Here is a 12,039-nt window from a genome sequence, read left to right on the forward strand (position 1 = left end):
GTCATTATAAAAAAATATTGCGCTCTCGTCGAGAAGAGATTAACATTTAGTTATCGATCGTTAAGTAATTGACGACAACCTATTCAAATATACCCATTTACGTTGATAAAACAGGAAATAACATCATGAAAAACTTAAAAATGACGCTCGCAGCCCTTGCGCTGGCCTCTGTTTCATTCGGCAGCTTCGCCGCCGACCTGGTTAACAGCCAACCGGCAGATCAGCAGGAAGCCGGGGTGATCACCGTCAGCGGCGCTTCAGACCTCACCTCTCTGGAAGCCGGTTTGGCGGCCAAGGCTGACGCAGCCGGGGCAAAATCGTTCCAGATCGTTGGCGCAGGCGGCAACAACCAACTGCACGGCACTGCATTAATTTATAAATAACAATAAGTTGATTAAATGATGCTGGAGCGGCTACGGCTTTTGGCCTCCCAGCAAAAACCAGTCAGAAAGAAATTAATTAACGAACACTAAAAAAATAGTTGCAAAGCGTCGAACAGGCGTCTAACATTAAATTATCGATCGTTAATTAATTTAACGACCCAACAGACAAAACCTTCTACAGACTATAAAGATAGGAATAAGACTATGAAAAACCTAAAAATCACCATCGCATCCATCGCACTCGCCACCGCTTCATTCGGCAGCTTTGCCGCCGATCTGGTTAACGCTCAACCGGCAGATCTGCAAAAAGCCGGCGTAGTCACCGTCAGCGGTGCATCCGACCTGACCAGCCTGGAAAACAAACTGGCGGCCAAAGCGGATGAAGCAGGCGCTAAATCATTCCAGATCATCTCAACTACCGGCGACAACAAGTTGCACGGTACTGCGATCATCTACAATTAATGGCTGAATCAGTCATTGCGCAAAGAGGCGGCCTTGGGCCGCCTTTTGTTTTATGGATAGTGCTCAGTCACTTTGCAGGTTCTTGAGCAGGTAGATATTGCAGCCGTGGTGGCCGGTATTGCCACGTCTTTCCGTCAGCAGCGTAAAACCCAGCGCATAATACAATCCCAGCGCCTCTTTCAACTGCTCGGTAGTTTCCAGATAACAGTAGCGGTACCCCGCTGCCCGCGCCGCTTTCAGCGCCTGCACCACCATGTAACGCGCCATGCCTAACCCGCGTACGCTGGGTTTGAAAAACAGTTTTTGCAGCTCGCAGTAACCGACGTCACCGCCCGCCAAAGGGGCAATGCCTGCGCCCCCCACTACCTGGCCTTGCTGTTCCAGCACCCAATATTTTCCGCCGTTATCCTGGTAAACGCCGGTCAGGCGATCCAAATCGGGATCGTGCAGACTAACGCCTTCCATTTTATCCATGCCGTACTCGCGGAATACGTTGCAAATAATCCCCGCCATCGCGGCATCATCATCCTGGGTTATCGGACGAACCCGCAAAGCGGCGTCACGCTGCTTACGTGCGTTACGTAATGCCGAGGTCATCTTTTTCATCGCGGCGGTAGTGGCAGCCAACTCATCATCGTCCAACTGCGCCAATGCATCCTGCATAAAACCATCGGCATTGGTGTCTATCGCCACCAGCGTTTTACGGCCCAAACGGGTCAGTTGATTCAGGTTGTGGCGTTTATCGTGCGGATAGTTCACCGCTTCAATCATGCCTGCGGCAACCAGGCTACGCACCGCCCGGCTGGCACTGGCCTTATCGATGCACAACCGGGTGGCCAGTTCGGTCACGCCCAGGGGGAGCATGCTGATCTCAATCAGAATATGGATCTGTAATGGTGAAAAACGGCTGCCGTTACTCTGTTTATTCAGCATGCCCAGTTCTCTGACCAGGTTGCGCGACAATGCCCTGAAATCTCTGATGTTCACAATCAATGTCCCCGTTGGTACCAGCGCTGAAACACTTCACTTAGTTGATAGTGTTACCTAATATTCATTACCATAACGGATTTTTAAACGGCGTGAAATCTCAACCTGACGAAACACCTGCAGCAATCTGTCGCCTCACGCAGAATTACATTCTTGAATGGATTAAATTTATAAAATAAAAAGCCATAAAATATACATTTTACAAATAATAAACCCATCAAAAACCGGACAATTCAGCAAACCAGATAAAATACGAATGATATCCTTACACAATCCATTGTATTTGAATGAGTTATTTAATCCCCAATAGCGCCAATTATGTCGATATTCAGTTGTATTTTGTTACATATCCATGGCAGGATTGCCCCGTTTAAATAGCACCTATTATTTCCCCTGCCGTTTAAATTCCTGGCGCAAAACGGTCTGTCTTGCGCGCTTTTATAATCATGGAGAGATTGTATTCCGATGAAAAAATCACTCGTTATCTGTTCGGCCGCCCTTTCCGTCAGCCTGCTGGCAGGCTGTGCTACTGAATCCTCGCGCTCTCTGGAAGTGCCTAAAGTGGCGTCCTACAACACCAGCTACCAGGGGCAGCGCAGCCCTATCTCCGTCGGCAAGTTCGATAACCGCTCCAGCTATATGAACGGCATCTTCTCCGATGGCGTCGATCGCCTGGGCAACCAGTCAAAAACCATCCTGATCACCCATCTGCAGCAAACCGGCCGCTTCAACGTGCTTGATCGCGCCAATATGGATGAGTTGAAAACCGAAGCCGGCATTAAAGGCCAAACCCAGACGCTGAAAGGCGCCAACTACGTGATCACCGGTGACGTGACCGAATTTGGCCGTAAAGAAGTGGGCGATCACCAACTGTGGGGCATTCTGGGACGCGGTAAAACGCAGGTGGCCTATGCCAAGGTCAATTTGAATGTGGTCAACGTACAGACCTCAGAAGTGGTTTACTCCACCCAGGGTGCCGGCGAGTACCAACTATCCAACCGTGAAATCATCGGCTTCGGCGGCACCGCCAGCTACGATTCAACCCTCAACGGCAAAGTGTTGGATCTGGCCGTACGCGAAGCGGTCAATAACCTGGTTGCCGGTATCGAAACTGGCGCATGGCGCCCTGCTAACTAACGGAATAGAAGCAGCAATATGATAACTAAAAAAATGGGTGGGGCGCTGTTCGCAGCGACCCTGCTGGCCGGCTGTGCCGCGCCAAAAACGCTCTACAACTGGGATGGCTATCAAACTTCGATTTACCAATATTACCAACAGGATGGTCAAAGCCCTGAACAACAGATTTTGACGCTAAAAGAAATTGTCGAAAAATCTCGCGCCAAAAATAAAGCCGTTCCCCCTGGCCTGCATGCGCAACTCGGGCTGTTGTACAGCAAAACCGGCAATATCGAGCAAGCAATGACCGAGTTCAATACGGAAAAAACACTGTTCCCGGAGTCAGCACCGTTTATGAATTTCCTGATGGCCAAGGACAAGGGGAGCTTTAAATGAAACGTGCATTAGCTTTCTTCAGCGTCGCCGTTACCCTGCTGTTGAGCGGCTGCGCCAAACAAGCACCTTACGATTACGCGGCCTTCCACGAGAGCAAGCCGAAATCCATCCTGGTACTGCCGCCAGTCAATCAGTCACCGGATGTCAAAGCCAGCCACAGTGTCCTTGCCAGCACCACGCTGCCGTTGGCGGAAGCCGGTTACTATGTGCTGCCGGTGGCCGTGGTCGAAGAGACTTTCCAGCAAAACGGCCTGACCAACGCCAACGATATCCGTGCGGTCAGTATCCAAAAGCTGCATAAGATCTTCGGTGCCGACGCTGTGTTGTATCTGGATGTCACGGAATACGGCACCAGCTATATCGTTATTAACAGCGAAACGCGCGTTACCGTGAAAGCCAGGTTGGTCGATTTGCGTAACGGCAAACAACTTTGGGCCGGCAGCGCTACCGCCTCCAGCAACGAAAATAACAACAACTCCAGCGGCGGTCTGCTGGGTATGGTAATCAGCGCCGCCATCGCGCAAATTGCCGATACCATCAGCGACAAGGGATTCGATGTGGGCGCCATCGCCAACACCCGCTTGTTGTCGGCTACCGGTCAAAACGGCGCCATTCTGTATGGGCCGCGCTCGCCGCATTACGCCAGCCAACGCTAACTCCCAAGGGCGGCATAGGCTGCCGCCCAAACCTGGTTTCCCTTTTACCAAAAGTAGCCCATGCTGTAACAGTGATGGGGTGAGCTACCGCTCATCTTGCACCTCCTTTTGGCAAACAGGACGGCTTGCTCATGACGAAAAAAACCACGTTGCTGCAGTTTTTCCATTGGTACTACCCCGATGGCGGTAAGTTATGGCAAGAGGCCGCCGAACGCGCCGAGCAAATTGCCGGGCTGGGCATCACCGATCTGTGGCTCCCCCCTGCCTATAAAGGTGCATCCGGCGGCTATTCGGTGGGTTACGACAGCTATGATCTGTTCGATTTGGGCGAGTTCGATCAAAAAGGCAGTCGCGCCACCAAATACGGCGACAAAGAGGCGTTGGCCCACGCCGCCGCCCAGCTGCGCGAAAATGGGGTCCGGGTCATTTACGACGTGGTGTTCAACCATAAGCTCGGGGCCGACGAAAAAGAGCAGGTGCACGTATACAAAGCGGATGCCAACAACCGCAATAACATCAACGATCAAGGTTTCGACGCTCTGGCCTATACCCGCTTCACTTTTCCGGGCCGACAGGGTACCTATTCCAAATTCATTTGGGATTACAAATGCTTTGGCGGGGTAGATTACGTTGAGCAGCCCGATGAGAAAGGCGTATTCAAAATCGCCAATGATTACGGCGACGACGGCTGGAACGATCAGGTCGGCGACGAGAAAGGCAACTACGATTATCTGATGGGCGCCGACGTTGAGTTTCGCAATCCCGCAGTGACAGAGGAGTTGAAATACTGGGCACGCTGGCTGATGGAGACCCTGCCCTGCGACGGTTTCCGGCTCGACGCCGCTAAACACATCCCGGCCTGGTTCTTTAAAGAGTGGGCTGATCATGTGCGTGACAGCGCGCAGCGCGACCTGTTTATCGTCGCCGAATACTGGTCGCATGATTTGGCGGCGTTGCAACAGTATATTGACCTGGTCGAGGGCAAAGTGATGCTGTTCGACGTAGCCTTGCACCTGAAGTTTCATCAGGCATCGAAGCAGGGAGACGGGTTCGATATGGCGCAGATTTTCACCGACACCCTGACCGCCGCCGATCCGGCCCATTCGGTCACGCTGGTCGCCAACCACGACACTCAGCCGCTGCAATCGCTGGAAGCTCCGGTCGAACCCTGGTTTAAGCCGCTGGCCTATGCTCTGATCCTGCTGCGCGAACAAGGCGTCCCCTGCGTTTTCTATCCCGATCTGTACGGCGCCAGCTACAAAGATGAAGGCAGTGACGGCCAGGAATACCAGATTGATATGCCGGTTATCCCGGAGTTGGAAAAGTTGATCCAGGCGCGTCAACGCTTTGCCAACGGCGCGCAAACCGATTATTTTGATGATAAAAACTGCGTGGCTTTCACCCGCAGCGGCACCGCCGACGCCCCTGGCTGCGTGGTGGTGCTCACCAACGGGGCTGAAAGCGGCAAAGCGGTTTCGCTGGGCGATGCTCTGGCACACAAAAGCTGGCGAGACCTGCTCGGCAACCGTCAGGATGAGGTCACCACCGACGAACAGGGACAGGCGACTTTCCCGGTTAACGGCGGCAGCGTCAGCGTTTGGGTGTTGGCGGAAACCCTGTAGCGGGTGCGCCGTTGCGGCCATGTGTCGCAACGGCGGCAAACTATTTTTTGCCTTTCAGGTCTAAATTAGGGTAACACCTTAGCAAACCATTCACACCGGAGCCTAAATAGGGTACAAGGCTGCATGAAAATTCCAAAACGACTCCAGCCATTGGTAGATGATGGTTTAATCGACGACGTCATCCGCCGTTTGAAAAGTGGCAAAGAAGCCGACGTCTTTATCGTGCGCTGCGGCGAAGAGATCCGCTGCGCCAAAGTCTACAAAGAAGCAGAAAAACGTAACTTCAAGCAGGCCGTGAACTATCAGGAAGGCCGCAAAGTACGTAACAGTCGTGATGCGCGCGCCATGAGCAAAGGCTCTAAATTCGGTCGCCAGCAGCAGGAAGAAGCCTGGCAGAACACCGAGGTCGATGCGCTGAACCTGCTCGCCAAAGCGGGCGTCCGCGTGCCGCAGCCGGATATCTGTCTGGATGGCGTACTGCTGATGGAACTGATCACCGACGAAGAAGGCCTGGTAGCGCCGCGCTTGAGCGATGTTACCCTGACGCCGGAACAGGCACGGGCCGATCACGCGTTGATGATGAACTACGCGGTACGCATGCTGTGCGCCGGTCTGGTGCATGGCGACCTGTCGGAATTCAACGTGCTGATGGACAAAAACGGGCCAGTGATTATCGACCTGCCGCAGGTGGTGGATGCCGCCGCCAACAACCACGCCAAAAGCATGTTCGAACGTGATATCAATAACATGTCGCAGTTTTACGGCCAGTACGCACCGGAACTGCTCGGCAGCAAATATGCCAAAGAGATTTGGGCGCTGTACCAGGAAGGTAATCTGACGCCGGCGAGCGTGCTGACCGGTAAGTTTGTCGAGAGCAACAAACGCGCCGATGTCGGTTCCGTCCTGGAAGAGATTCAGGCGGCCAGCGAAGAGCACCAACGCCAACTGATGGCCCGCAACGAAGAAGATTAATCCCCCGGCCCTGTTTATCGGGCCGGGGTTTATTCGATCCTGAAAACGTCAGGATGGCGTTCCGTCGCGGCTTCGTGGTAAATGTCCCCCAGATAGCCGGCTATCTCGCTTTCGGTCAATTCATCCGGCAACACGATGTCGTAGCTACGCGCATACTTGCGCTCAGGCAAAGTCACGCGAAACAGCTGCCACCGATCCCCTGCCCGTTTGACGCCTAACAGGCGGCCAAACACATTAAAAATCATCATCCGCATTCCCTCCCATGCGTGTTTTAGGCTATAACACAAGCTAGTCCCGCCGTAGCGAAAAGGAAAGCCAATGACCGCCAATGCGCCGCAGTTCTGGCGTGATCCGCAGCTCCCCTTTGTGGAGGCCCGCGCCATTGAAGATGGCCGCAAGGTCTGTTACGCGCTGCACAGCCATGAAGTCTTTTCCATCGGCGCCATCACCGACGGCACCAGCATTTATATTAACGGCCGCCAGGAACACCAGGTCAGCACCGGCGATGTGGTGATCATCAACCCGCAGCAAGCCCACGCCTGCAACCCCATCGGCGACCAGCGCTGGTCATACATCATGTTTTATATCGATGCCGCCTGGCTGGGTAAATTGCAGCAAGAAATCGGCGGCGGCGACGGCCACTTTATCCCCTTCACTGAGGTGCTCAGTCATGATCCCGAACTGTTTGGCGGCCTGAACCGGCTGTATGCGCTACTGATCGATCCGCAGCGCTGCCATTTGGAAAAACAGATCGCTCTGGTGGAATACTTCAGCGATTTACAAACCTCGCAGGGGGACACACCGGTTCCGCCCAACGAGCACCCAAGGCTGGCGGCCGCGGCAGCCTTTATCAACGCGCATTGTACCCAGCCGCTTACGCTGGAGGCCATCTGCCAGGCGGCAGCGCTTTCGCCCTCTTACCTGATACGCGCCTTTAAACAGCGTTACGGCATGACGCCGCATGCTTATTTGGTCAACCAACGCATTCAGTTCGGTCACCGGTTGCTGAAACGCGGTTATCCGATCGCCGCTGCGGCCAGCGAAAGCGGTTTTGCCGATCAGGCGCACTTTCAGCGCACCTTCAAACTGCTGCTGGCCGCCACCCCCGGCCAGTACCAAAACCCACGCTAAATGCCGTCGGCCAACAGATAGCAGGCGCTGACTGCCAACAGCAGCGCCATCAAGCGATTAAAACGCCGTACGTTGCGTGCCTGCCGCAGCAGGCCGGTCAACATCGCGCCGGTGTAAGCCCAGCAGGCCACCGAGGCATAACAGATCACAAAGTAAATTACCGCGAACTGCCACAGCAGCAGGCGATCGCCATCGGCAATAAACGCTCCCAGACTGGCCACCGACGCCAGCCAGGCCTTGGGGTTCAGCCACTGCAACAGCGCGCCGTACCAGAAAGAAGGGGCTTGCGGTTGACTACCCTTCCCTAGGCGGCCGTCATCAAACGCCAGTTGATACGCCATAAACAACAAAAACGCGATGCCCGCCCACTGGATAACCTGCGTCAGCACCGGCCACAGCACCAACAGCGTGTTCAGCCCCAGACCTAGCAGGATCAACAGCAGAGTAAACCCCAGCGTGGCCCCCGAAACATGGCGCAGAGTGGCGTTGAAACCGAATTGCGCCCCCGCGCTCAGGGCAACGATATTGACCGGACCGGGGGTGATGGAAGAGGCCAGCGCAAATGCGGCCATGGAAAGATAGATATTCATTAAAGGCACCTGAGAAAGAGTTCACAGATGCCAGACTGACGGCTGGGCTTCTCGCTGTATTGAACAGAATTACCCTGGGCCGGTTCTAACCCGGCATCAGGCCGATAAAGCTGGTTTTCTTGCGTGGGCCGGTCATCAGCGCTTCCAGTTTCTCCACGCATTGCAGATAGTGCGGCGTCTTTTTGTGAGCGGCGACCGCCTGCTCGTCCCGATAGGCTTCGTAAATATAAAACCGCGTCGGGATGGATTCATCTTGCAATACGTCAAAGCGCAGGTTGCCCGGTTCTTCTATCGCTCCCAGATGATTGGCGCGGAAGACCTCAATAAACTCGTCGATTTTGTCCTGTTTAACGTTAATTTCTACCAGTGTGACGTGCATGGCGACTCCTTGTTAAACCTTGAAGGTCAATGTTCTTTCCAACCATAGGTTTAATCCCGCAGATTGCCCCTGCGCAAGGGTAATTTTGCTGCCTGGCTCACAAATACCGCCAGGCCTGTCGCTTCCCCCACCGGGGCAAACAGTACGGCATCTATAGTTAAGGTTCCTCCCCAGAGAGTGTGAGCTATGGATAACTATTTGATGGCGCTGGATGCAGGCACCGGCAGCGTTCGCGCGGTAATCTTCGATCTGGCAGGTAACCAGATCGCTCAGGGCCAGGCGGAATGGCGGCATTTGGCCGTGCCGGGCGTGCCCGGTTCCATGGAGTTTGACCTCAGCCACAACTGGCAACTGACCTGCCAGTGTATCCGCCAGGCGCTGCAAAACGCCGGTCTCTCTGGCCAGGCCATCCGTTCCGTGGCCTGCTGCTCCATGCGTGAGGGCATCGTACTCTACGATCGCGACGGCGTGCCGATCTGGGCCTGCGCCAACGTTGATGCCCGTGCCAGCCAGGAAGTCAGCGAACTGAAAGAGTTGCATAACCATAATTTCGAGCGCGAGGTTTACCAGTATTCAGGCCAAACGCTGGCGTTGAGCGCCATGCCGCGCCTGCTGTGGCTGGCGCATCATCGACCGGATATCTACCGTCAGGCCGCCACCCTGACCATGATCAGCGACTGGCTGGCGAATATGCTCAGCGGTGAACTGGCGGTGGATCCCTCCAACGCCGGTACCACCGGCATGCTCGATTTGGTCAACCGCGACTGGCGTCCGGCGCTGCTCGATATGGCCGGACTGCGTGCCGATATGCTGTCGCCGGTGAAAGAGACCGGCAGTGTGTTGGGGCACATCACCGAACTGGCGGCGCAGCAAAGCGGTTTGCTGCGCGGCACACCGGTGGTGATGGGCGGCGGAGATGTGCAACTGGGCAGTCTGGGGCTGGGGGTGGTGCATGCCGGGCAGACTGCCGTGCTGGGTGGCACCTTCTGGCAGCAGATCGTCAACCTGCCGGAACCGGCCACCGATCCGGAGATGAACATTCGCATCAACCCACACGTGATCCCCGGCATGGCACAAGCGGAGTCGATAAGCTTCTTCACCGGGTTGACCATGCGCTGGTTCCGCGACGCCTTCTGTGCCGAAGAGAAGCTGCTGGCGGAACGGCTGGGGGTCGATGCCTATAGCCTGCTGGAAGAGATGGCGGCGCGCGTGCCACCTGGGGCCTACGGCGTGATGCCGATATTTTCCGACGCCATGCATTTCAAGACCTGGTACCACGCCGCGCCGTCGTTTATTAACCTGTCGCTCGACCCGGAACGCTGCAATAAGCAGACCCTGTTCCGCGCATTGGAAGAGAACGCCGCCATTGTTTCCGCCTGCAACCTGGAACAAATCGCCAGCTTCTCCGGCGTACAGGTCCGTTCGCTGGTGTTTGCCGGGGGCGGTTCGAAGGGCAAGTTGTGGAGCCAAATCCTTAGCGACGTTACCGGCCTGACGGTGCGTGTGCCGGTGGTGAAAGAAGCCACCGCGCTGGGTTGCGCAATTGCCGCTGGGGTGGGGGCGGGACTGTATGAATCGTTGGCGCAAACCGGGGAACAGCTGGTGCGTTGGGAGCGAGAATATCAGCCGGATATGGCCAACCATGAACTGTATCAGAGGCAAAAAGAGACCTGGCAGCAGGTCTATGCCGATCAGCTCACTCTGGTCGACCACGGCCTGACCACCTCGATGTGGAAAGCGCCGGGCTTGTAATGCGTGAGCGGGTGCAGCCTGCTGCGCCCATCGCATAAGCTTATGCCAATTGAACATTTAGCCTGATTGACGGGCGAAGGCCCAGGCCGGGCTGGCCTCACGCGATTATTCCCCCTCAGAAACAGTGTAACCACCGCAAACGGATTTATCCGCCGCAGGGCTCTGCGTAAATTGTGATCTCTGTCACTCCGCGCTCACCGCGCGGTTTACGCATCCACCTGGGAAGAGCGGTACTATGCTGAATAATAATGAGAAACCTGCACCATCACCCTGGCTGGCGATCTTCTCGCTGACCGTCGCCTGCTTTGTGATGGTCACCACCGAGTTTCTGCCGATCGGCCTGCTGACCAATATCGCACCGTCGCTGGACGTCAGCACCGGCAGGGCCGGCCTGATGGTGACCGTGCCTGGTATCATCGCGGCGATCGCCGCTCCGGCACTGAGCCTGGCAGCCGACCGGCTCGACCGTCGCCTGCTGATGCTGGCGCTGAGCGTGCTGCTGGCGGTCTCCAACCTGGTCTCCGCAATGGCAGTAAACTTCCCCATGATGCTACTGGGCCGCGTGTTGCTGGGCATCTGCGTCGGCGGTTTTTGGGCCTTTGCCGCCAACTACGGCCGTCATCTGGTGCCGGAAGCCAGTCAGGGTCGCGCTACCGCGCTGATCCTGAGCGGCATTTCGGTCGGTGCCGTGTGCGGCGTTCCTGCCGGGGCATTGATTGGTGACCTGTTTGGCTGGCGTGCCGCCTTCTTTGGCAGCGCGGTGCTGGCGATCGGTGTGCTGCTGGCCCAACTGCGCCTGTTGACGTCGGTCCCTCCCACTCGCCCGGTCACCGCACGCGACCTGCTGTTACCCCTGCGTCTGCCGATGGCACGTACCGGGCTGATTGCCATAGTGTTACTGTTTATCGGCCACTTTGCCGCCTACACCTATCTGAAGCCGCTGCTGCAACAGGTGTTTGTCCTCAGCCCCTCGGCGATTTCGCTGCAGCTGTTGGCCTACGGTGCCATCGGTCTGCTCGGTACCTTCCTCGGTGAACGGTTGGCCGAACGCAGCCTGCGCGCCACCTTTATTCTGATCACCGCCATGTTGGCTGCCATCCTGATCGTCTCGCCGTTCCTCAGTGGCATCGCCGGTGCCACGCTGATGGTGATGGTATGGGGGCTGGCATTTGGCGCCGTACCGGTCTGCGCCACCAACTGGATGTTCGCCGCCGTCCCGCAGGCACCGGAAGCCGGCCAGGCACTGCTAGTCTGTGTGATCCAGATTGCGCTGGCTTCCGGCGCATTGTTGGGTGGCGAAGTGGTCGACTGGCAGGGCGTCAGCAGCGCCATGCTGTTTGGCGGTGCACTCACCCTGTCCGCCGCGCTGGTTTTCGGCCTGACCTTGCGTTCCGGTATGATTGGCGCTAAACAGTCATAATCATTATTCATCCGCAGAAACACACCCCGGCTTGCCGCCGGGATCAGACTGCTGACAAAGTCCTCTGTGCTTAAAAGTCATGTTTTGTGGACTAATAAAAACAAAGAATGATGTCTTCAGGTTTACCCCAAACACCCGAAAACCACGCTTTTCGGGTGTTTGTCATCAAATTC

General features: G+C 55.8%; 14 protein-coding genes. 10 read left to right on the forward strand and 4 right to left on the reverse strand.

What is annotated here, in order from left to right; genetic code table 11:
- Positions 1 to 125 precede the first annotated feature (125 nt).
- Both H5P17_RS03470 and H5P17_RS03475 read left to right on the forward strand, forming a co-directional pair.
- Positions 126 to 383: a YdgH/BhsA/McbA-like domain containing protein gene (locus H5P17_RS03470; protein ID WP_182821271.1), complete on the forward strand. Its 258-nt coding sequence runs from the start codon at positions 126 to 128 to the stop codon at positions 381 to 383.
- A gap of 204 nt (positions 384 to 587) precedes the next feature.
- Positions 588 to 845, forward strand: coding sequence for a YdgH/BhsA/McbA-like domain containing protein (locus tag H5P17_RS03475; RefSeq protein ID WP_182821273.1), 258 nt, complete (start codon positions 588 to 590; stop codon positions 843 to 845).
- Between the two features lie 63 nt (positions 846 to 908).
- On the opposite strand, the gene H5P17_RS03480 is transcribed toward H5P17_RS03475, so the two are convergent.
- Positions 909 to 1,832: a helix-turn-helix domain-containing GNAT family N-acetyltransferase gene (locus H5P17_RS03480; RefSeq protein WP_182821275.1), complete on the reverse strand. Its 924-nt coding sequence runs from the start codon at positions 1,830 to 1,832 to the stop codon at positions 909 to 911.
- Positions 1,833 to 2,297: 465 nt separating this feature from the next.
- Between H5P17_RS03480 and H5P17_RS03485 the strand changes: the two genes are divergently transcribed.
- The 5 genes from H5P17_RS03485 to H5P17_RS03505 all read left to right on the forward strand — a co-directional run bounded on the left by H5P17_RS03485 (position 2,298) and on the right by H5P17_RS03505 (position 6,594).
- Positions 2,298 to 2,969 carry a CsgG/HfaB family protein gene (locus H5P17_RS03485; protein WP_182821277.1) on the forward strand — a complete coding sequence of 224 codons (672 nt, stop codon included), beginning with the start codon at positions 2,298 to 2,300 and terminating at the stop codon, positions 2,967 to 2,969.
- An 18-nt stretch (positions 2,970 to 2,987) separates the two neighbouring features.
- Complete coding sequence (locus H5P17_RS03490) at positions 2,988 to 3,344, forward strand: DUF4810 domain-containing protein (RefSeq protein ID WP_182821278.1); 357 nt, start codon at positions 2,988 to 2,990, stop codon at positions 3,342 to 3,344.
- Positions 3,341 to 4,000 (forward strand): DUF799 domain-containing protein, encoded by a 660-nt coding sequence (locus H5P17_RS03495; protein ID WP_182821280.1) that lies wholly within the window; start codon positions 3,341 to 3,343, stop codon positions 3,998 to 4,000. Before H5P17_RS03490 ends, H5P17_RS03495 begins: the two co-directional genes overlap by 4 nt.
- Before the next feature lie 131 nt (positions 4,001 to 4,131).
- Complete coding sequence (gene amyA, locus H5P17_RS03500; RefSeq protein WP_182821281.1) at positions 4,132 to 5,622, forward strand: alpha-amylase; 1,491 nt, start codon at positions 4,132 to 4,134, stop codon at positions 5,620 to 5,622.
- 123 nt (positions 5,623 to 5,745) lie between these two features.
- The gene (locus H5P17_RS03505; RefSeq protein ID WP_020825803.1) at positions 5,746 to 6,594 is read left to right on the forward strand and encodes a PA4780 family RIO1-like protein kinase; all 849 of its coding nucleotides are present in this window, start codon (positions 5,746 to 5,748) and stop codon (positions 6,592 to 6,594) included.
- Positions 6,595 to 6,623: 29 nt separating this feature from the next.
- On the opposite strand, the gene H5P17_RS03510 is transcribed toward H5P17_RS03505, so the two are convergent.
- The gene (locus tag H5P17_RS03510; protein WP_044549071.1) at positions 6,624 to 6,842 is read right to left on the reverse strand and encodes a hypothetical protein; all 219 of its coding nucleotides are present in this window, start codon (positions 6,840 to 6,842) and stop codon (positions 6,624 to 6,626) included.
- Between the two features lie 70 nt (positions 6,843 to 6,912).
- On the opposite strand from H5P17_RS03510, the gene H5P17_RS03515 reads away from it, so the two are divergent.
- A complete protein-coding gene (locus tag H5P17_RS03515) occupies positions 6,913 to 7,725 on the forward strand; it encodes an AraC family transcriptional regulator (protein ID WP_182821283.1) in 813 nt (270 codons plus the stop codon).
- Here the strand turns inward: H5P17_RS03515 and H5P17_RS03520 are convergent.
- Positions 7,722 to 8,315: a LysE family translocator gene (locus H5P17_RS03520; protein ID WP_044549067.1), complete on the reverse strand. Its 594-nt coding sequence runs from the start codon at positions 8,313 to 8,315 to the stop codon at positions 7,722 to 7,724. The two genes, H5P17_RS03515 and H5P17_RS03520, sit on opposite strands and share 4 nt — an antisense overlap.
- Positions 8,316 to 8,400: 85 nt before the next feature.
- Complete coding sequence (gene lsrG / locus H5P17_RS03525; RefSeq protein ID WP_020825799.1) at positions 8,401 to 8,694, reverse strand: (4S)-4-hydroxy-5-phosphonooxypentane-2,3-dione isomerase; 294 nt, start codon at positions 8,692 to 8,694, stop codon at positions 8,401 to 8,403.
- Positions 8,695 to 8,880: 186 nt separating this feature from the next.
- Between lsrG and lsrK the strand changes: the two genes are divergently transcribed.
- On the forward strand, positions 8,881 to 10,446 hold the full coding sequence (gene lsrK, locus H5P17_RS03530) for an autoinducer-2 kinase (protein WP_044549065.1): 1,566 nt from the start codon (positions 8,881 to 8,883) through the stop codon (positions 10,444 to 10,446).
- 235 nt (positions 10,447 to 10,681) lie between these two features.
- Positions 10,682 to 11,866: an MFS transporter gene (locus H5P17_RS03535; protein ID WP_182821285.1), complete on the forward strand. Its 1,185-nt coding sequence runs from the start codon at positions 10,682 to 10,684 to the stop codon at positions 11,864 to 11,866.
- The last annotated feature ends 173 nt before the right edge of the window (positions 11,867 to 12,039 follow it).

The organism is Serratia sp. OS31 (assembly GCF_014164835.1).
Classification (GTDB): Bacteria; Pseudomonadota; Gammaproteobacteria; order Enterobacterales; family Enterobacteriaceae; genus Serratia; species Serratia liquefaciens_A.